The organism is Methanosarcina hadiensis (assembly GCF_046529725.1).
In the GTDB taxonomy this organism is placed as follows: domain Archaea; phylum Halobacteriota; class Methanosarcinia; order Methanosarcinales; family Methanosarcinaceae; genus Methanosarcina; species Methanosarcina hadiensis.
This window is the reverse complement of sequence record NZ_CP136241.1, coordinates 3,576,944-3,597,119: the sequence shown is the minus strand read 5'-3', so window position 1 is coordinate 3,597,119 and position 20,176 is coordinate 3,576,944. Positions and strand designations below refer to the sequence as shown.

At 39.6% G+C, this 20,176-nt stretch carries 17 protein-coding genes; 6 read left to right on the top strand and 11 right to left on the bottom strand.

Going from position 1 to position 20,176, the window contains the following annotated elements:
- Nucleotides 1-109: 109 nt before the first annotated feature.
- The 5 genes from RSJ42_RS15415 to RSJ42_RS15395 form a co-directional block, all read right to left on the bottom strand.
- Nucleotides 110-451, bottom strand: a complete 342-nt coding sequence (locus RSJ42_RS15415) for a hypothetical protein (RefSeq protein ID WP_410508145.1) — start codon at nt 449-451, stop codon at nt 110-112.
- 468 nt (nt 452-919) lie between these two features.
- Nucleotides 920-1,684, bottom strand: coding sequence for a heparan-alpha-glucosaminide N-acetyltransferase (locus tag RSJ42_RS15410; protein ID WP_410508144.1), 765 nt, complete (start codon nt 1,682-1,684; stop codon nt 920-922).
- A 107-nt stretch (nt 1,685-1,791) separates the two neighbouring features.
- Nucleotides 1,792-2,751, bottom strand: coding sequence for a hypothetical protein (locus tag RSJ42_RS15405; RefSeq protein WP_410508143.1), 960 nt, complete (start codon nt 2,749-2,751; stop codon nt 1,792-1,794).
- Between the two features lie 125 nt (nt 2,752-2,876).
- A complete protein-coding gene (locus RSJ42_RS15400; RefSeq protein ID WP_410508142.1) occupies nt 2,877-3,752 on the bottom strand; it encodes a CPBP family intramembrane glutamic endopeptidase in 876 nt (291 codons plus the stop codon).
- 2 nt (nt 3,753-3,754) lie between these two features.
- The gene (locus RSJ42_RS15395) at nt 3,755-4,642 is read right to left on the bottom strand and encodes a DUF1616 domain-containing protein (RefSeq protein ID WP_410508141.1); all 888 of its coding nucleotides are present in this window, start codon (nt 4,640-4,642) and stop codon (nt 3,755-3,757) included.
- 441 nt (nt 4,643-5,083) lie between these two features.
- On the opposite strand from RSJ42_RS15395, the gene RSJ42_RS15390 reads away from it, so the two are divergent.
- Nucleotides 5,084-5,980 (top strand): NAD-dependent epimerase/dehydratase family protein, encoded by an 897-nt coding sequence (locus tag RSJ42_RS15390; protein WP_410508140.1) that lies wholly within the window; start codon nt 5,084-5,086, stop codon nt 5,978-5,980.
- A gap of 129 nt (nt 5,981-6,109) precedes the next feature.
- Here the strand turns inward: RSJ42_RS15390 and RSJ42_RS15385 are convergent, their stop codons facing one another.
- The 3 genes from RSJ42_RS15385 to RSJ42_RS15375 all read right to left on the bottom strand — a co-directional run bounded on the left by RSJ42_RS15385 (nt 6,110) and on the right by RSJ42_RS15375 (nt 9,843).
- Complete coding sequence (locus tag RSJ42_RS15385) at nt 6,110-7,999, bottom strand: TIGR04279 domain-containing protein (protein ID WP_410508139.1); 1,890 nt, start codon at nt 7,997-7,999, stop codon at nt 6,110-6,112.
- 109 nt (nt 8,000-8,108) lie between these two features.
- Complete coding sequence (locus tag RSJ42_RS15380; RefSeq protein WP_410508138.1) at nt 8,109-8,987, bottom strand: hypothetical protein; 879 nt, start codon at nt 8,985-8,987, stop codon at nt 8,109-8,111.
- A gap of 586 nt (nt 8,988-9,573) precedes the next feature.
- Complete coding sequence (locus RSJ42_RS15375; RefSeq protein ID WP_410508137.1) at nt 9,574-9,843, bottom strand: hypothetical protein; 270 nt, start codon at nt 9,841-9,843, stop codon at nt 9,574-9,576.
- A 631-nt stretch (nt 9,844-10,474) separates the two neighbouring features.
- Here RSJ42_RS15375 and RSJ42_RS15370 point away from each other — a divergent pair.
- Entirely contained in the window at nt 10,475-10,723 is a 249-nt protein-coding gene (locus RSJ42_RS15370; protein ID WP_410508136.1) for a hypothetical protein, read from the top strand.
- A 334-nt stretch (nt 10,724-11,057) separates the two neighbouring features.
- On the opposite strand, the gene RSJ42_RS15365 is transcribed toward RSJ42_RS15370, so the two are convergent.
- The 3 genes from RSJ42_RS15365 to RSJ42_RS15355 form a co-directional block, all read right to left on the bottom strand.
- Nucleotides 11,058-12,257, bottom strand: a complete 1,200-nt coding sequence (locus tag RSJ42_RS15365) for a CPBP family intramembrane glutamic endopeptidase (protein WP_410508135.1) — start codon at nt 12,255-12,257, stop codon at nt 11,058-11,060.
- Nucleotides 12,258-12,744: 487 nt separating this feature from the next.
- Nucleotides 12,745-13,653, bottom strand: a complete 909-nt coding sequence (locus tag RSJ42_RS15360) for a DUF1616 domain-containing protein (protein WP_410508134.1) — start codon at nt 13,651-13,653, stop codon at nt 12,745-12,747.
- 427 nt (nt 13,654-14,080) lie between these two features.
- Nucleotides 14,081-15,511, bottom strand: coding sequence for a transposase (locus tag RSJ42_RS15355; RefSeq protein ID WP_410508133.1), 1,431 nt, complete (start codon nt 15,509-15,511; stop codon nt 14,081-14,083).
- Between the two features lie 713 nt (nt 15,512-16,224).
- On the opposite strand from RSJ42_RS15355, the gene RSJ42_RS15350 reads away from it, so the two are divergent.
- The 4 genes from RSJ42_RS15350 (at nt 16,225) to RSJ42_RS15335 (ending at nt 20,145) form a co-directional block, all read left to right on the top strand.
- Nucleotides 16,225-17,193, top strand: a complete 969-nt coding sequence (locus RSJ42_RS15350; protein ID WP_410508132.1) for a glycosyltransferase family 2 protein — start codon at nt 16,225-16,227, stop codon at nt 17,191-17,193.
- Nucleotides 17,194-17,438: 245 nt separating this feature from the next.
- Nucleotides 17,439-17,966: a hypothetical protein gene (locus RSJ42_RS15345; protein WP_410508131.1), complete on the top strand. Its 528-nt coding sequence runs from the start codon at nt 17,439-17,441 to the stop codon at nt 17,964-17,966.
- Complete coding sequence (locus tag RSJ42_RS15340) at nt 17,963-18,904, top strand: glycosyltransferase family 2 protein (RefSeq protein ID WP_410508130.1); 942 nt, start codon at nt 17,963-17,965, stop codon at nt 18,902-18,904. Before RSJ42_RS15345 ends, RSJ42_RS15340 begins: the two co-directional genes overlap by 4 nt.
- 62 nt (nt 18,905-18,966) lie before the next feature.
- Nucleotides 18,967-20,145 (top strand): glycosyltransferase family 4 protein, encoded by a 1,179-nt coding sequence (locus tag RSJ42_RS15335; RefSeq protein WP_410508129.1) that lies wholly within the window; start codon nt 18,967-18,969, stop codon nt 20,143-20,145.
- Nucleotides 20,146-20,176: the final 31 nt, after the last annotated feature.

Below are 20,176 nucleotides of genomic sequence, written 5' to 3'. Positions count from 1 at the left end.
TTGGGGTGAAAAAAATATTTTTGGAAACGCTCCTGCCTTTTCTGTAAGTATTTTTCTCCTGCTGCTTCCCCTAACTTCCCATTTTGGTTTCGCTGGCTTCTGCTTATTTTTATTTTCTAGTAATTCCTGCCTTTTCACGATTTTTTCTTAACCTGCAGCTCTTTATATAGTCAGTTTTCCCAAGGAAGCGGTCAAGTGTTCCTGCGTTTGTGAATACGGGCTCTCTTGTCCCTTTGCGGTTAATCGAAAGGCCCAATAAAACAATAAGCAGTCCGATTTCAGGTTTAACTTCAATGCTAATTGCTCCTATAAGGACCAGAGAAGAAGCTGCAAGTCCCTTGAGGGCGCCTTTCCTGTAAGAAATATAGCCTGTTCTTTTAAAAATTCGGATATCCCTGATTGTCAGGAAGAGTACTACAATATAGGCGAGCATTGCAATTTCCAGATACATTCTTTTCTCCACATTTTTTAGTTTCGTACTTCTTCTCCTGTAATGCTCCAGGATTCTTACTATATTCCCGGATAATCAAGTTAATTTTTCAGGAGAGGTGAAGTCCCGCATCACTATATGGTTTTCAGTATTGCGATACAGGTCATAAATATTATTGTAATACAGGTCGTAGTATTATTGTAATACAGGTCATAAATATTGTTGTAATACAGGTCATAGAATTATTTTAATACAGGTGATAATATTATACATGAATTTTATTGTATACGGATAATATTATCGGCAAGCAAGATTACGGATGGATAATGTTATATTAAATTATCGTAAAAAATCAGGTATTCTAAATAGTATATAAAACTAACAGGTTTAGTTTTTCTTATTATCTCTTTTTTGCTAAGAAGCATATAAACTGCAGTTTCCTTGGACTTAATATGCCCTGTTCGAGACAATTAATTTTATTCAAATACATTACAGCACTCCCGGATCAAGGAATCCCGCCAGGATCAAAAGCCCGAGGAAAAGAGGCTGATGGATAAAATATATTGATAGGGAATGTTTTCCGATCCAGGAAACAGGTTTTTGAAGTCGGAATTCATCGGAAACAGGGATTTTGAACTGCCTTATTCCACCTTTATAAAGGGAGTTCCCGAAGAAAATTCCTGTCAGAAATACTCCGAACCAGGGTAAGAGAGGGAAGTAGTCCAGAGTTGCAAAGCCTTCGGGCCTCAAACCCAGCCATAAAAGAAAGGAAAAATCAAAAGTCCTTTCTCTGAGATACAGGCCTATTATCCCAAAAAAAAGTCCGAAGAACAGGTTTTCTTTCCCGTACTTCAGGAAAGGGTAAGCAATCACTGCTGATAACCCGAAAAAATGCAGAATCCCGAAGAGGATATACTGGCCAGGAAAGAAAAGCCAGGTTATCCCTGTAATAATAAGCCCCATCGAAAAAAGTCTCACTCCTCTCCTGAGGTATTTATAAAAATTCTCCTGAGACTTTTCTGAAGACCTGCCTTCAAGAGCTCTTGAATGGCTGATAGAAAGGGCAGTTCCGGATATAAGGATGAAAAGGAAAGCTGCACTTCTGCCCATAAAATAAAAAATGCCGGATCTTAATTCAATATCGGCAAGCCTGAAAAAGTCGAGATCATAAAGAAAGTGATATGCAAGCATTAAAATTACGGCTAGACCCCGTAAACAATCAATTTCCCAGAAGCGGCCTGAAAGCCTTTCCATAAATTTTTCTCCAAACTGCCTGAATTCCTTAAGGAAATATTTAAGTTTCCATTAAAGAAAGCCGCATTTTATAATCTTCAGGGACAGGGATAGGAAAAGCGTTATTTTTACTTTTTCCTCCTGACCAGCAGCAGGTATCCAGATCCGGCAAGGACTCCGGCAAGCAAATATAAGAAATTAGTGGCCTGATTTTCATCTTCCTGATTTTCCTGTTCTTTCACCGGTTCTTTTGAAGGGACTTCTCCGGCAGTTGCAGTTATGGTGTTGTTCTCATCCCATGAACTTTCAGTCAGGTAAATGCTCCGTTTTTCCTCGCTCTCTCTGTCCATTGATTCCCGGGCTCTGGACCCTTCCCCTGTAAGTAATATCAGCTCGGAGTCATCCCTATCTTCAGGTTCTCCAGATATCTGAGCTTCGGATGAGGCTGAGGCGCCCTGCAAAGCAGGGGCTTTTTCTTTTGAATCAAATATAATCTCCCTTTCCGAATCCCCTACTCTCACCTCAAGTTTTCCTGAAGGGACTGATCCGGTTCTATAAATATAACTAAATTTTCCATCCTTTCCAGCTTTCAGTTTTTGAACTGTTGTTACCTTTAGATTAACGCCTGAAGCTCCATCTTCTGCTATACCTTCTACCCTGGCCTTATATGCTCCCGGTGAAACCCCGGAATATGATATGGTAGCAATCCCTTCATTTGCCCACGTACTCTCTGTTTTTGAGAGAATGGTTTTCATTTTCACTTTAAGGTTTTCCACACCTTCTGCCCTTATAGTAAAAAGGTTATTAAAATTAATGATCTCGATGTTTTCGAACTCGTAAGTGTATTCTTTCAGGTAAACAGGGACTGTCTTTCCAAAAGAAACCGAAACTTCCACTTCTTCTTCGGGTGAGGCGAGGCCATTGATTATAAGCATGTCTCCCTTTTCCGGATTTTCGGGTTTTACTTCCCAGTCCATTACTTTAGCATTTGCAGAAGAGACCGCAGTTCCGAAAAAAAGGAGAAATATAATGAGTAAATAGAAAAGTTTTAATTCAATTTTTTTCAGTTTGAGTTCATCAGGCTTCATGGATTTCTTTCCGTGTTTTAATTCCAATTATCATTTTCTAAATTACTCGTCCTCTTTTGTTCCTAATTTAAAGTTTTTTAGAACGGTCTTTATAACAGTCTTTATAACAGTCTTTATAACAGTCTTTATATTAGTCCCAGGCCAGGACCAAGGTGAGGTATCAGTCCGAATAAAAATATGTTTGTAAAACCGTGAATCATTACCACTAGAGGAAGGCTCTTTGTCCTGTAAAAGAAATATCCGATTATGCCCCCTACGAGAAAAGTATACGCTATCTCATAGGGAGTGCCATAACTTGAATGCATTACCCCGAAAAGAAAACTTGCGAGCAGAACTCCTCCTGCAGGTCCGAGGAACTTTTCAAGCCTTGTCTGGATAACTCCTCTGAAGATGATTTCTTCTATCAGGCTAACCACAAAAATCATTATAATTATGAGCTGCAGCAGGTTAAAAGGCGAAAGATCGGGAATAAATGGTTCTGTCTTGACAATTGAATACTCTGCTTCTGCGAAAATCAGACCTGCAAGAAGAGAGAAGGGTAGATAAATTCCCATTTTCTTGAGTAAAGCCATTTTTCCTTCACCCGGGATTTCCTGATGAACGGCTATAATTGTTATGGGAATTGTCATGGGCAAGTACATGAATATGAAAGAGTAGAGGTCTGATTCAAAATAGACAGGCATTGAGAGATTTACCAGCCGAAGAATTGGAAGTAGTATAAGTGCCTGATAAACTTTACGTATCTCCAGATTTTTTGAGACTATTATCGAAAATGAAAGAATGACAAGAAGCAGGGTATAGGCCGCTGCAGCTTCTTTTATCCTCCCGGTTAAAATTAACAACTCGGCAAAAGCAATAGCAATAATAGGAACTCCTGCGGAGAACAACTTGTATAGTAATCCATGTTTTTCATTGTTCTGCGTTTTGAACATTTTCTTAAGCTCCGGCAAAGAGAGTCGTCCTGTTTCCAGCTCGGAAGACGGATATTCTGGAGATGCCATCTTCAGGTCTCCTTTGTGACATTAATCCAGAGATATGTATTCCTGTAAGGCACATTTTTTTCGGTTTCATTAAAAAGCAGAAACTCCAGTTTCATATTCTTCCCTTCAACAGATGGAGTAAAAGTAACTGGCTCTTCCCATGATTCATTATGATCAAGCCTGATGTGTTTCTGATTCTCTGGAAGAGGCAGCAAATGGTTTTCAAGTCTGATTTCCATCGTATAATCTACGGTTCTATGCTCATGGTTTTTAATCCCTGCAACAACTGTGCCGCTACTTCCGGGAGTATACTGTGTCGGGTAATTCTCAGCCACTCTATCAGGCCCCAGGATGTAGAATTCGGTAAAAGCTTCTTCTCCTCTGGGGTTACCTATGACATAAGCAAGGCTGCCAAGAGAAGCCAGTATGGAAATTGCCAGTAACGCTGCAAGTGCTTTGTCAGTTCCGGAGCCGGATTCCTCGAAAAGCTCTGCTTTTAAAATTGAGATAGAGTCTTCAAGTTTAATTCCAAAAGCTTCAGTTTCAGGCAGCCTGGTTCTTCTGTAATATCCCATTACACACATGACAAGAGTAAAAACCGAAAGGCCTGTGAGCACAGGAATTTCCCTGATTCCCCAGGAAGTAAAGTTCATTCCAAACCCCATGAGAGGGGATATGGCAATGCTTAAACCTAAGGAGAACAGGGCTCTTTCGATTCCTTCCAGATCTTTTTTTGCAGGAAGAAGCACTGCTGTCAGGGCATATCCCGGGAGGAATAATACCAGAAGAAGTCCGAAGATTGTGCGTAGAAAGCTTTCGCTGAGTGCAGGCACAAGCACGAAAATATCTGTAAGAATTACAAGACCTGCTACTATCAGCAGATCGAGAGGAGGTCGTCTGTTTCCAGCCATTTTTATCACTACGAAAATATTTAGTATCTCTCTTTCTACAATTTATACTTATGTAAGCTTTCTTCCAATCTTCTATTAAGATAATCTTCTTTTATTTATTGATGCACTTATGTTTATAGCATTTAACCGGGCAATTTTTAATAAAGAAGCCAGGTAAGCCACTACCTCGAAACTGATATTTCCAGAGCTTTCAAGCTTCCCGGAGTTATCCGATGAGCCCCTGTGCCAAACCTATGGTTACTACCGGATTCTATTCTAGTCTCTGATTCCCAATTTCTTAATTCCCCAGTACTCATAAGGCACCTTTCTATGAAAAATTTTCTCCCCAGGGAGAATTTCTCCTGATTATAATCATCTCTCCATCTTTATTAAATATTTCCTACTGAAGGATTTCAAGCCTCTATAGAAAATTTTATTTTGTACCTTTCCCTTTTTCGATGCATGAAAGTGCTGATCACAGGAGGAGCAGGTTTCATAGGCTCCCATATAGCTGAGTATTTTGCTGAAGCAGGACATAGTGTAAGGATCCTTGATAATCTCACCACAGGTTTTTTCAGAAACATCCCTCAGCACAGAAATATCGGGTTTATTCAGGGAGATATCTGTGATCCCTCTGCGGTTGAAAAGGCGATCTCAGGTATGGACTGCGTTTTCAATGAGGCTGCCCTTGTATCAGTGCCGCTTAGCTGTGAAAGGCCGGTTGAGGCTTTCCGGATAAACACTCTCGGAACACTTAATGTGCTGCAGGCATGCGTCAGGGAAGGAGTAGAAAAGTTTGTAACAGCATCTTCGGCTGCAGTTTACGGAAACAATCCTGTGCTTCCTAAAAGTGAGGGCATGTATCCTGAACCTGCTTCACCTTACGCAATCTCAAAACTTGACGGGGAATACCTGGCAAAAATGTTTTATGAAGAGCACGGGCTCCGGACTACCTGCCTGCGCTACTTCAATGTCTACGGGCCACGCCAGGACCCAAAGTCTCCATATGCAGCAGTGATCCCTATCTTCCTGGAAAGAGCAAAGGCAGGAAAAGACCTTGTCATTTATGGCGACGGACTTCAGAGCAGGGATTTTGTCCATGTTAAGGATGTTGTCAGGGCAAATGTAGCAGCACTTGAACATGGAGATGGCCAGGTCTTTAACGTCGCTATGGGAAAAAGTGTAACAGTTCTTGAGCTCGCCAAAAACATTATCGAATTGACCGGCTCCTCAAGTAAGATCTTACATTCTGAGTTAAGGGCAGGAGATGTTAGAGACTCTCGAGCAGACGTTTCTAAAATAGCCGGCTGGTGGAAAGGAGAGATCGAACTGGAAGAAGGGTTAAAAAGCCTTATTTAAGTGAAAAAAACTGACTCCGAAAAAAGAATCATTATAAAACCATTATTGATTAATAGATCCGAAAAATAGAATCATTATAAAGCCGTTATTGTTTAATAAATCTGAAAAATAGAATTTAAACAGGAGAAATTATTTCTCCTGTTCCTGTTCGTTTTCAGAATTTGTATCTTCACTATTCCTGTCTATTCTTTCCTTAATAAATGCCCCTATCAGGATAATTATAAGGAAACCTACGAAAAAGCTAGCAATTCTTGTCAGTGTGCTTCCTTTTTCTTTGGAAGGCTCGTCAGAGTCCACAACAAGCTCCGAATTATCCTGCTGTTCTGTTCCTGGGGTAGACTGGCCCTCATTTCCTGTTTTTTCTCCAATCTCAATAACGTTCTTGCTGGCTGTAATTGCAAATGGAGAGAAACCCGGGGGTTCGGCTTCGAAGTATATATATTTATCATCTTCGCCTACTTTTTCCGCTTTAAGAGATTCCCATTGAGTCCCATCGAAATGCTGGAGGACTATTGTATCCATGTTAATGTTATTTTCATTTATCCAGTCCTTGCTTATTTTAAAACCTGCAACAGCATTTTCGATATTGTTTGAATTTGCAAAGCCGCCGTTTCCTACCCAGATATTCAGGTATTTGTAAACAGCTCCTTCAGGGTCTACAGGGGTAAGTGAGGATCTTCCTTTCAGTTCCTCGACAATAGTTGTTATCTTACCTGCAGTCTTTTTGGCATCAAATTGTATGTAAACGATAGGAGTTGCTCCCTTTGTGAATTCGAATTTTATTCTATTACCGTTTGAGACAAACTGCTGGCAGAGCTCCTTTGCTTTAACGTTTTTAGCAGGCTCAGGGGAACCGCCTGCTCCTCCACCACTTCCTCCTTTTCCTCCGGAACCTCCGCCACCGTTTGAGCTTCCTTTTGATTTTATCTCTATTTCTTTTTGAGAAAGCCCTACAAGTCCCTTTTCAGGGCTGTATGCTCCCACAAGAAGATAATAGCAGCCTACAGGCAGATCGAATGTGGTAAGTGATAGTTTATTCTGTCCGGACTCTCCTATTGCTATCGTACCTTTTCCTTCCCCTATAAGAGTCTGGATTTCTGTCTGAAGATTATTTCTGGTTAATTTTGATTTATAATTTGAGGAGTTAATATCAAATTCTTCTATAAGGTCCACTTCATTGACTATAACTGAAGTTCCAGCTTTTGTACCATTGGAGTTGATTTCTATGTTTGCTTTGTATGCCTGCTCTTTTATGAGTACTGCCCCGTAGGTGTAATTGTTGCCGGAAGCTCCTTCCAGTGACATGGTTATATCCATGTCATTTCCTTTTACTATACAGGAAGGAGATGTAACACACATCTTATATTCCGCAACCACAAAGGCTGTTGAAGAAAAGACTGTCAGGCTTTTATCCTGGTTCTGCTGGACCATAACCACGCAGTACTGGCCTGCATCAAGCTTCCCAAGGTCATAGTCTGTTATGTCACTGCAGTTATCAAGTATAACTGAGTATTTTTCGTATTCTCCTTCTACGCTGTCTTCAAAGAGAGTATTTATGTTTCCAATATCTCCTGCCTGGAAAGAATCAAAAAGCCTGTATGCACGTTCTGATGTGATTTTAAACAGATAGACATCCACGCTTCCTTTAAGGCCGGACTCTCCGTGGAATGACAGGGTCACGTTCTCGCCCGAAATAAATATCGGGTGCGTGGTATAAGAAGAAGTTGAAGGATATGTTATTGTATAACTTTCAGTTTCTTCCTTATTCAGGGTCCCGGATACTCCACCGTACTCTTCATGTTTCGGACCGTTATATGTGAGTTTTATCGGTTTTGGAAGTTTAATCCTGGTACCCTCATTCGGGCATCCCATAGTGATCCAGTTCCCTTCTGCCGGGTCGCCTGTATGGTCAAGGAAATAAACCACCTTATCAGTAAAATTTAAATTTGCAATTTGCTGTGCATCTGTTTTTCCACCTCCCGCCATTGCCGGTGAAGAGGTTAAAATTAGTACCCCCAATATGAGTATTAATAAAACTTTTCTCAATTATATGCCTCCATTTTCCCCATGAATGGTTTAATCAGCCTTCAGGAAAGCAGATTTCTTTCATTCTGCCTGGCTGAAATTCTTATTTCTCTTTGTTTCTTCTTGAATACAGAATAAGGATTAGAACTGCTGCTACCATGCCTCCCAGCAAGTAGATCTTATCCACAGACAATCCTGCTTCTTCGACAGGCTGAGGCTTCTGAACTTCTTCTCCCTGTTCAGGACCCTGATCCGGACTTAAGACAGCTTCAGTATCCTCTTTTTCCGGGGTTTCGGAAGTTGCCTCTTCCTTAGCAGGCTCTGTTTTCTGTGGTTCATTACCCGGTACTACAACCGAAGTTTTTCCTTGCTGCAGGGTTACTTTTTTCTTGATGCCCCCAACACTTACTTCAAAATCTCCCGGGGGAACAGATTTTGTATTATAGGAATAACTGAAATCCCCATCCGAATCTGCTTTCACTCTCTGGACAGCTGTAATTTTCAGGTTCACGGTTGAAGTTCCACCTCTGGCATCTCCGTCCATCTTTATCTGATAGGTCCCGGGCGGAACACTTGACTGCGTTACAGTTGCAGTGTTCCCAGAAGCCTCCGAGCTCTTGGTAACCCAGATTAACATCTTTACCCTGACATTGAGATTCCTGGCTTCACTTGCCTCGACTGTAAAGCGGTTATTGAACCCTTCAGGTATTTTCACATTTTCGAGTGTGTACTCATATTCTCCTCCGAATGCCTCAACGGCTTTCTCAAAAGTTACCTGTACTTCAACCTCCTCATCCGGGGACGCGCTTCCTTTAATTCGGAGGGTATCTCCATGAACGGGTTTCTCAGGGGATATTTCCCAGCTGTTGACTGCTGCAGCAGCAGGGAGGATTGTCAGTAGAACCAGAATCAGAATCGAAAGAGAAGTAATAATAAGGGCATGTTCTTTTCGCCTTTTATGGAGATGAGTGGATTTTATCACGGGAACTACTCCTTTCAAACTAGGATATGCTGATTATTTTTACTATGTACGTATTTAAATTTTTTGAAATATTTGATAAAGTCAAATATTTACAACGATGCTGTCGATTTATATTCTTTGAATTTTTTCCATAATTATTATATAAATTTTTTAAATACTAGTCCATGTTTTTTGCAAATTTAATATAAAATTTTATATTCTGCTTTTTTCTTGAGGCATATCCTGAATTCTCCAAACTCATCGATTTTTTTAATTTAAATTACTGGCCATCTTCTTTTTTCACTTCCTATTATTTTTTTAGCAAATGAATTAGTAATGATATTTGATGTTTATATTCTTTTCTCGCATTTCTTTTGCAGGATTATCCAGTATTATTAATCAGAATATCTTCTATTGAGATCCTGGACCTCTACATTGATACTGGTTAGCTCCCGAAGACTCATTCCATTCATTGAATTTTTACTTACTGCCCTGTAATAGTAATCAGCCAAATATCATATATTAATCGTTTAATGTCTGAGAAAACTTTTTTATAGTATGTAATCCTCTTATATGAATAATTTCACGAAATCTTGGGTGAAACTAATCAATTATTTATGGGAGGTATATTTATGCTATTAAGCATAATTTCGTCTAGCGCTATTTCATCGAGTGCGATTTCCTCAAGTGCAATTTCTATGGTTACGAGTCCCGGGCTACCCCAGTACGGTGCCGCGGTAGTTGTCGGGCTGATAGCTCTCCTTTCTTTGAAGGAGGTCCTTTCGGCATCCGAGCACTGGAACAGATCCCTGGACAGTTCCTTTACCCTGACAATCTTGCCTTTGCTCTTAAGTTTTGTTGCTACTGTAGCTTTCAAAGTTTCAGAAGCAATTTAAATTCCGGACTTCCGGAATGTCCCCCTTTTTTGCCACTGAAAACAGGTTTTGTGCATCCCTGCACTATTATTTTTTAAATGATTCCTACTCTTGTCGCAGGTAATCATCCAGTCCGTCTGGAATTGTCATGGCATCGGTCAGTATTTTGATCCATCCTGAACTGAGAAATGGGAAAAGTCAGGTGAAAATTGACTGAATATATTAATTTTTTGCAGTTATTACAGACCTCTCAGGATTTTTATAAAGCTTTACTGTTTATTTTATCTCTCCGTTATTTAATTAATTCAATTTGTTAGAAGTTAGTTTTTCTGTAAATTCTACTTATTATCCAGATGCTCTGTCTCTTCTGATGTGTATTGTGTGCCTCGATAAAACGGTTAATGATTCAGATTGCTGTATTACCTTTTTTTAATTTTAAAACCGTGTTCAATTGGCCAGGCAGGAAGATGCAGGTGTCTACCCGCTCCCAAAATTTAGGAACTAGTGAAAAGTGTTTTATATTATGTTGTATTATATGCCAGTGATCTAATATTATGTCAATAAACTATTATTATATCAGTGATTATTCTTTAGCAGCCGGGTATTTGCTTTAACGTTTACAGGGGTTTCCTTATGTTACTAAGTATAGTTCCAAGCAGCGCTATCTCTTCAAGCGTAATTTCCATGGTTACAACCCCAGGGCTTCCTCAGTATGGGTCCGCTGTGGTTGTAGGGCTTATCTCCCTCCTTTCTTTAAAGGAAGTCCTTTCCGCATCCAGTTACTGGAATTTGCGGCTCAGCAATTCTTTTAATTTGCCAATTATTCCTTTGCTTTTGAGCTTTGTGGGGATCGTTATTTTCAAAGTTGCTACGATTATTTGAGATTCTTAATTCTGTTTTGAAAAACCCCTTTTTTACTATTTTCTAATTGATTTTTGCTGTTGAAGCTACTTACACTCCTTTTATAACCCGGATTTTTTTTCTTTCAGGTTAACTTTCAACGATATTTTCCTAAACGATATTTTTTAAACGGTATTTTTCCGTTTTCTTTGATGAGTTTTTTAGGACCTTTTCAGAGATGAAATAAAGAAAAAAGGGTCTATAAAACGAAAGAGAAACGAAAAAATACCTGAAAGAAGGAAAAAAGTATGGAATTAAAAACTCCTGAGAAGTCGTTTCAGGAGAATTTTATAAGAATTTTTATAAGGAACCGGATTCAGAGGCCAGGCAAGATACCCAGCTGATGAGGCAGGATACCGAAAAGGAAAACATTGACGAAGCCGTGAAGAACCGCAATAAAAGGCAGGCTTTTTGTTTTGTAAAAAGCCAGGCCCATGATAAGCCCTACAAAGCCAGTATAGAGAATTTCATGAAAAGTTCCGTAGCCTGAGTGCATTAACCCGAACATGAGACTCGTAATTAACAGGGCTTCCCATACACTGAGGGCCTTTTCCAGCCTGGTCTGCAGGATCGACCTGAAGATCAGTTCTTCTACAAGCCCTACGAAAAAGACCATAGTAATGGTGAGTTTGAGCAGATTTTCGAAGCCCAGGTCAGGGATCAGGTAGCCTGACCGAATGGTAAGGTACTCGCCAAGCCCAAGCAAAAAACCCAGAGGGACTGAAATGAGCATATAAGGCACAAAATGCTTCATTGTTATTCCAATCTGTTCAGGGGAGTCCCGCTGGTGAAGTATAATGACTACCACAGGAATTGCAAGGGGGCCGTAAACAAAGATAAAGGTATAAAGGGTGGTTTCAAAAAAGATAGGCATTGAAAGGTTAATCAGCCTGAGTACGGGGAGGAGCATGAATGCCTGGTAAAGTCTGTGTATCTCCTGATTTTTTAAGAATATATCGGAAAGGGAGAGAGCAATGACAACTCCTATATGTACCCAGACGGCTGCCCCCATTCTGCCTGAAAAGATAAGGAGTTCCGCAACAGTTATGCCAAGAATAGGAGCTGCTGTAAGGAGTCTTAGCTTTCTGATCTCGAGCTTTTCCTGATCAATTTCTTCAGCCTCTGCCGTTTTCCGGATTTTGAGCCAGCTGAAGCCTTTCAGGGGCTTTTTTGCAAAGTCAGGGTTTCCAGAGGTTATGTGCAAATATCCGAAAAGAATTAGAGCTGCTGCCCCGATTCCCCCGACCGCATACGCAATGTCAATATGCTCCTGTATTTTAGAGATTAGACCGGGACCCTCTGGAACTGATGCGACTCCGGAATTTCCTGCTTCTCCTGAGCTTTCCGCATGTATCTGCTCAAAGAAAGGCTCCGTTTCCTGAGAAGGGGATAAATCCGGATTGCTGTCTGAAGCGGCTGCTGCAGAAATTGCCAGCAAGGCCAGAGCCAGAAATGAAACAATGATCAGAAAATTCAGTTTTTTTTGCTTTTTTTGAGGTTTAACCAGTTTTTGCACGGAAATTACTCCCCTTTCAATCAGAGCGGATTCAGGTTTATTCTGTGGGCATCTTATTAAAACTTTTTTGCCGGTTTTTCGTGGTAAAGCTATAGAGATGCTATGCAGCTTTCCTGTTATAGGATCTTTTATAATAAATATTATATAAAGTTTTGTCGATAGTCCGGTGTTTTAAGTTTTTTTAAACCATAATTTCGACTTTTTCAAACCTGCAAAAGGCTCGATATGCAGGCTTTCAATGACTCCTTGCTGATGCGCTTCCTGAGTCAAAACGAAAATCAAAGACAAAAAAAGCCGGTACATTTGAATTTCTCCAGCAGGAAACTCCTGAAAACAGCAAACAAAACCCTGTCTGAAAGAGTAGGCAAAACTCTGTCTGAAAGAGCAAACAAAACCTGACCTGATGTTCAAGGCTTAAGGGAGAGCCCGGGGTAAAACCCGGTTTCCCGTGTCACGTTTTTCAAGTTACGGATTTTTGCAGCTCCGATCAAATCCCTGTCGAGTTTGCCTGGCTCTCTGTTGAGTTTACGTTAATCCAGAGGTGGAGGTCTCTGTAGGGCGTTTCTTTATCGGTATCGTTGAAGAGCAGAAATTCAAGCTTCATATCCTTTCCCTCGACCGGGGGAGTGAGAGTCAGAGGCTTTTCCCATGTCTCGTTGTGGGCGAGCGTAACCTGCTGCATATCTTCGGGCAGAGGGAGAGACTTATTTTCAAGCCTTACATCCAGAGTGTAATTTACATACCTGTACTCGTGGTTTACGACTCCGACAATTACTTCTCCGTTCTCTCCGAGTGTATAATTTGTCGGATAGTTGTCAGCCATCCCTTCAGGCCCCAGGATATAGAACTCTGTGAAATGTTCTCCTTCTTTTGGGGTAATTACCACATAAATAAGGGTTGTAACAGAGAGGAGGATGGAAATGACCAGGACAATCGTAAGAGCCCTGTCGAGTCCGGGTTCGGGCTTTTCCAGGATCTCAGATTTGAGTCCGAGTGCCATCTGCCTGAAAGGCACTTCAAAAGCATCGGCTTCGGGAAGCTTTGCCCTCCTCAGGTATGCAAGCCCGCACATTGCGAGTGTGAACACTGACAGGCTTATAAGGATTGGAAGAGGCCTTATCCCCCAGGGGGTGTAGTTAAGCCCAAGGCCGATCAGGGGCACAACAGCAATGCTGAGCCCGAAGGAAAGAGCTGTCCTTTCAATGCCGTCAAGGTCTGCCTTTGCGGGAAAGAGTGCGGCAATCAGGGCATATCCCGGCAGGAAAAGTACAAAGGGCAGGCCAAGGATATTGCGAAATACAGTTTCACTTAATCCGGGCGTGAGCACGAAGAGATCGATAAGGAGCACAAGCCCGATAACGGTCAACAGGTCTGAAGGAATCTTTTTTCCGGTCATTCAGGTCATCCGGCGTATTATTTAAAAAAATTATTATATTTTTCCAGTTTCGTTCGGAGAGTAAGTATCTCTTCCTTATACATTTTATTCTTTCGCTCTCTTTTATTTTACATATCCTATTATCTGAGAGTTCTTTCATTATCGGGGATTTTTATTATCAGGAATTTTTATTATCGGGAATTTTTAATTTTAGAAGTTTTAGTTTCAGAAGATTTTTGGTTCCAGAAATTTTTTGTTATCATGGATTTTTCGGTTTTCCCATGCTTTCCACAACTTCCTGCACCCGTTCCTCAACTATTTTTTCCTGTAGTTGGCATTTTATTACCTCAGTTTGACAGTTTCCACTAATTGATACTTTTTTTCCTTTCTTTTTTGTCCCAACTGGATTTGACGATTCTTTAAAATTTATTAAAATTTATTACATATTCTATATAATTCCATTCCTTTTTGTTACTAATAAGCTATTGATCCTATCAAAATTCGCAAAAATATAGTTTTTAACTCCATTTATCTTGAACTTGATTGTAAGTGTCAAATTCTTCAAGCTTTTTTTAATGAATTTTGTAGACGTATGTTTTATCTCCTCAAATTCATATCGCATCAGCGATATGAATAATTGGGCTATAAATCCAAGGATAATAGCTCCATAAATGCTATCGTCTGACCAGACTCTCAACGGCTTAATCTGGATTTCATTTTTCAACGAATGGAATATTTTCTCAATAGAATCCTTTTTTCTGTATGTTATCAATGCATCTTGAAGTGTCAAATCCCTGTTCGATTTCAGACAAAAAAATCCTTCTCTTCCGTTAATCAATGAAGCTTTCAGGAGTTCTATAGCTTCCTCATCACTAAGCTCTTCGAGCTTAGTTCTAAAACAGTAATCAATCTCAATCAACTCATTATTTATTCTGAATTTCTTAGGAAGCTTTTTGTTGTTTACTAAAGCCTTCTGAATCTCTTTTGCTTCCTTTAATTTCTTCAGAACAGCTCTTGCTTTTGCTTCTAACTGTCTTTTCTGTAAAGATTCAGAGAAATAGAAATACTTACTGCTGCTAGGCTTGACGATTTTTATCCCATATATACCTTTTTGGGAATCTATCAGTTCTGCTTTTTCCAGATCAAAGTTCTCGATTATTTTATCGTCACTTGTATTCAGTTTCATGGCAGTGAGATAGTCCATCTCAGCATCCTGTATACTCTTGAGATTATCAGTGGTGTTAGCTCCTTTATCAAAAATAATAAGAGAACCCTTTTTAAGTCTGCTTTTTACCTGGTTATAAGTGTCAGAGAAGTGCTCCAGGTCAAGAACGTTTCCTCGATTCACGGTAACACCAATAGGAATGTTAATGGGATTAGTTAATTCACTGATTCCAACGGTTATCTGCAGCTTATCAGGCCTGTGATCTCTACTATACCCGTATTTACCAAGGTTGGATTTAGTCCCGTAAAGAACTATACTCGTCCAATCAAGGTTTATATTTGTCTCTTCAAAATCGTAGACAGAAAACAGAGAATCAAGAATGTCAGAGAGGATTTCCTCTCTATTACGTCCTAAAAGTTCAAGAGTTCTGTAAAGAACTCTTTCATGAAACCTTTCAAGATTTAAGATATCAAGAATTTCTCCCTGATTTAACCATTTACCAGCTTCTTTGATACTAAAATTCTCAGTTAATTTGTAGCTTAACAATCCAATTAGTAAACTATTGAGATCAAGACCCCTGCTTTTATGTTTGCTAAAAATATCAAAGAAATTAAGCTTTTCATAAAAGAGTTGGACAGCAAGAATTGATCCGATAGGAACACTTATATTCTTGTTAGGAATTGTAGGAAACGCTCTCTGTTTTGTGATGTTCATTTGACCGAATTACACAAAATAGAGAGCACTTATTTTTATCTAACTGTCAAAGTCAGGTTATTATTTTATTTCTATGTATATTTTTTGATTCAAATCCATTGAAAAATCCATTGAATTTAGATTTAAATTCAATGCGTCTACTTCGAATCTACTTCGAAATATCCAGCTAAACATTAATGGCTTATTTAATCAGTTTTTAATTTCGTTTTTCATCCTTCCGTAAATTTTCCGGGCAGAAAATGCGGCAAGTGGTAAACAGGTAAAATTAAGCTATAAAGCTTCAAACTTCCGGAGAGGATTCTTAAGAGTGAAGGAAGACCCGCGGCGTCAGAGTACAGAAATTCCGTGTTCTTATGATGTTGTTTTTTTGAACTCAGTTTTTTATTTTTAAGTAATTATTTTTTTGGCTTTCATTTTCATTGTGCATTTTGAAGGTAAGTATCTCAATCGTATAACATTATATTCGTGAAATCAATAGCTCTCTTGATGCTATTATTACTCATTTATTATTATATCTCAGTGAGGCTGTCAATAAATTTATATATTCGCGCCCCAGATGTCAATCTAAAAATTTAAAATATATTCCGGACTCAAATTGCCATGTAATCAATGCAAACAATTGTCAAATACGATACAATAACCGGCATCAAATAAAGTTTGAGTCTATATATTTATTTCTACTTTATAATATAAATTTCAAAGGGGTCATACAAATGAGCAACGAACTTCTTGTGAGCAGTACTCAGTACCCTGCTCATAAAGAGAATCAGCGTATCAGGGGGACGCCCTCTCAAAATATAACTGTCATTCTTCCGGCCTGCGATGGAGAGACTTCGATCGGAAGCCTGGTTCTCCTTGCAAAACTTTATGCCGACAACGTAATCGTTATCGATGACTGCAGCACTGACAGGACAGCTGAAGTCGCAAGAAAAGCCGGAGCCCATGTAATTGTCCACGAAGCCAGCAAAGGAAAAGCCGAATCCCTCAAAACCGGCTTTGCAGCCGCAGCAGACCTTGGCGCAGATATAATAGTAACAATGGACTCTGACGGCCAGCACAACCCTGCCGATATCCCGAAGCTCGTTGCCCCAATCATTAAAGGCAACGCCGATATGGTAAACGGCAGCCGCTATCTGAATTATCTTAGCAAAAACTCATCTATTTACCGCCGCACAGGCCAGACCATGCAGGACATCTCTACAAAGATGAACTCCAACCTCAAAATAACAGACACACAGAGCGGCTTCCGTGCCTACGCAGCCTCTACAAAAAGCATCTTCCGCTTCAGCGGCAAAAAAACAGCCATAGAAAACGAAATGCTCGCCGACGCAGGCAGGTCAGGCATCCGCATTACCGAAGTCGAAATAGGTGTACAGAACAACCCGAGAGTTTCAGTTAGAAACCCTGCAAAGTACATCTTCGGTGTCCTGAAAACCATAGTCTCAGATATGGAAGCCAACAGGGCCCTGTACATGTACTCGGTGCCCGGCTTTGCCTTTGCGACCTGCGGCTTCTACATGGGCTTCAAATTCATGGTAGACTTCTTCCTGGGCAGCGCAAGCCTCAACTTCGGGCCCACTTTCGTGATGGTCTATCTCGCTCTTGTGGGCGCATATATGACTTTCAGGGGAATAGTCGCCCACTCAATGGCGGAAGAGGTCAGGCAGGTCGAGCCCGCCTGATATTTAATTTCAATCATGGAAATTTAAGTCAAGACAACGTTAATCCAATAAATACGTTTAAACAACAAAGTCCTGATAACCATTAAGGAATGCGGACCTGAGCTTCAGGTGAATTAAATTATTGTTTTTTATTTCGTCCGTGCCTGAATGGTTATCACTTGATTTATATATTCACCGTTTACTTTATATGCGGTCATATCCCTTTAATTTCGTTAAATCTTTAGTACCGTTCTGGGGTTATTTGAATGAATAATGAACTGATGCTGGGCAACAATAGCCAAATAATTGACAAAAATGCCCAAATATTAACAATAAAAGAGGAAATTCCCGATGTAAAAGGAACGACCCCTCAAAATATAACCGTGGACCTTCCCTCTTGTTATGGGAAGTTTTATGTTGGCAGCTCACGCACTGCAAAGATTGTCAGATCAATCCCCCTGATATGCAAAAACGCTGTAGACTTCATAAGTGACAGCATAAAAGAGTTCATTTTGCAGCTTCAGTATCCATACGGATTTATTGAGAACAATATAAAATTACCATACATCCATCGAGACTTATTCTTAGAATTCTTACAAGTTTGCTGTAAACCATGTGGCAACAATAAGTCCCAAAGAAAGTCGCACGTGTTCCTGTGTTTTCAAATTGGCACTTTTTTTATTGCAGTAATAGGATTTGTTGATAGAGTTTGTTTTGACTCTATAAAAAATGCTCTATTAACGCATTCAAAGCACTATTCCCCCAACCTTTTTTTTGACCCGGTGATTTTATGAAACTAGTTGTAATGATTCCTTGCTATAATGAAAAGAAAACAATTGCCTCTGTTATAAAAGAAATTCCCCGTGATTGTTGTGACGAAGTTGAGATCCTTGTCATCGATGACGGCTGTACTGACAATACGGTTCAAGAAGCTAAAAACGCAGGCGCAGATAAAATTCTCAGCTTCAAGAAAAATAAAGGACTTGCACCTGCCTTCAGAGAAGGCCTCCAGACTGCCCTTGAAATGGGTGCCGACATAATCGTAAATACCGATGGAGACGGCCAGTACAACGGAAAAGAAATCACCAAACTCATAGAGCCTATCCTCGCTGGCAGAGCTGACTTTGTCCTGGGTTCCCGTACAAAAGGCAATATCGAGTACATGCCCCTCCAGAAAAAAATAGGAAACAGAATTGCAACCTTTGTCACAAGACAGGTTTCAGGCTATTCTATTTCTGACGCTCAGTCTGGTTTCAGGGCTTTCACAAGGGATTGCGCCATGCGCCTGAATGTTATGGCCGATTACACGTATGTTCAGGAAACCCTTATCCAGGCTGCCTATTATGGTCTTGTGATCGAAGAAGTCCCAATCGAGTTCAGAAGAAGGCATGCGGGCCCCTCTCGTCTAATTTCAAGTATCTGGAGATACGCCAAGAAGGCAGGGGTTACAATCGCAAGGGGTTACCGTGATTTCCATCCTCTTGATACGTTTTTTGGGGTCGGTTCCTTGTTTATTTTAGTAGGTTTTGTTTTTGGAAGTAAGGTACTAATCACATACTTTAATACTGGAGCTGTAGCTGGGACGTTGCCTTCAGCTGTGTTAACATTATTGTTAATACTAATTGGAGTCTCTACAATGACTCTTGGACTTATAGCTGATATTCTAAAAACTCAGCGGAAGGTACAGGATGAGATTCTGTATAGGTTGAAGAAGATGGAGTATGACAACTAATTATCTAATTAAAAATTCTTTCTATACAGTTTTAATAAACCTGAAAATTAAGGATGAATTCAATGGTAGATACTACTCTTCCTCAAAATTCGGTTACTCTTATCGGATCATTACCTCCTATAAAAGGAATTAGTCCATACTGCTATGAATTAATGATGGCGCTTTCAAAATACATTTACGTAGAATTTATTGGTTTTGAAAAAATGTATCCTGATTTCCTGTATCCTGGAGGGAAATCAAAAGAAGAGGGTATTATGCCCGATTTTTCAAAAATAAACAATGTGTCAATAAGAAATTTCTTGGTATACTACAATCCTTTGACATGGATCTGGGCAGGTTTAAGCATTAAAAATAAAGTAGTTCATGTTCAATGGTGGAGTCATGTTTTGGCCCCTATATACTTCGTAATCTTATCTATCTGCAAGATAAGGAGAAAAAAAATTATAATAACAGTTCACAACGTGACTCCTCATGAAAAGAATGGATTTAATCAATTCTTAAATAGAAGCATATTGTTTTTTGGTGATCATTTTATAGTACACTCATTAAAAAATGTGAAACAGTTATCTGAAACTTATTATGTTCCCAAGGAAAAAACTTCTCTAGTGCCAATTGGTAGTTCTATTTCTTATAATACTCAAATAGTTTCACAGAAAGAAGCGAGAGAAAAATTAAAACTGCCCTTAGAGAAGAAGATAATATTGTTCTTTGGACACATCAGAGAATATAAAGGTCTAGATATCCTGTTGGAAGCATTTGCTACAGTAACAAACGAAATGAATGATGTCCTGTTGTTAATAGCTGGAACACCGTGGGAAAAATGGGAAAAATATGAGGAAATAATTCAGAAGTATAATTTAAATGAGAATATTAAACTGTTTCTTCAATTTATTCCTTCAGATGATGTTAAATATTTTTATCATGCTTCAGATGTAGTTGTATTGCCATACAAAGACTTTACATCTCAAAGTGCTGTCGGATCAGTTACATTATCCTTTGGCAAACCACTGATTGTAAGCAACGTTGGAGGTCTTTCTGATTTTGTAAAAGACAAAAATTTTGCTGTAGAACCAAATAATTCAAACTTACTAGCAGCAAAAATAATTGCAGTCCTTGCTGATGACTCACTTATTGATAAACTTTCACGAGACTCACGAGATTTATCTGAAGAATATTCTTGGGATCGAATTTCTGAGGCCACAGTTGAGCAGTATAGACATGCATTGAATGGAAGCTATTGAAATACTAGAATATATTCAAACGGAGTGCCTT

Bases quoted from the DNA above. Each gene is read 5' to 3' on its own strand.
- RSJ42_RS15340 (WP_410508130.1), top strand. From the start codon at position 17,963: ATGAAACTAGTTGTAATGATTCCTTGCTATAATGAAAAGAAAACAATT.
- RSJ42_RS15400 (WP_410508142.1), bottom strand. From the start codon at position 3,752: ATGGCATCTCCAGAATATCCGTCTTCCGAGCTGGAAACAGGACGACTC.
- RSJ42_RS15355 (WP_410508133.1), bottom strand. From the start codon at position 15,511: ATGAACATCACAAAACAGAGAGCGTTTCCTACAATTCCTAACAAGAAT.
- RSJ42_RS15360 (WP_410508134.1), bottom strand. From the start codon at position 13,653: ATGACCGGAAAAAAGATTCCTTCAGACCTGTTGACCGTTATCGGGCTT.
- RSJ42_RS15410 (WP_410508144.1), bottom strand. From the start codon at position 1,684: ATGGAAAGGCTTTCAGGCCGCTTCTGGGAAATTGATTGTTTACGGGGT.
- RSJ42_RS15350 (WP_410508132.1), top strand. From the start codon at position 16,225: ATGAGCAACGAACTTCTTGTGAGCAGTACTCAGTACCCTGCTCATAAA.
- RSJ42_RS15335 (WP_410508129.1), top strand. From the start codon at position 18,967: ATGGTAGATACTACTCTTCCTCAAAATTCGGTTACTCTTATCGGATCA.
- RSJ42_RS15370 (WP_410508136.1), top strand. From the start codon at position 10,475: ATGTTACTAAGTATAGTTCCAAGCAGCGCTATCTCTTCAAGCGTAATT.
- RSJ42_RS15415 (WP_410508145.1), bottom strand. From the start codon at position 451: ATGTATCTGGAAATTGCAATGCTCGCCTATATTGTAGTACTCTTCCTG.
- RSJ42_RS15345 (WP_410508131.1), top strand. From the start codon at position 17,439: ATGAATAATGAACTGATGCTGGGCAACAATAGCCAAATAATTGACAAA.
- RSJ42_RS15405 (WP_410508143.1), bottom strand. From the start codon at position 2,751: ATGAAGCCTGATGAACTCAAACTGAAAAAAATTGAATTAAAACTTTTC.
- RSJ42_RS15395 (WP_410508141.1), bottom strand. From the start codon at position 4,642: ATGGCTGGAAACAGACGACCTCCTCTCGATCTGCTGATAGTAGCAGGT.
- RSJ42_RS15390 (WP_410508140.1), top strand. From the start codon at position 5,084: ATGAAAGTGCTGATCACAGGAGGAGCAGGTTTCATAGGCTCCCATATA.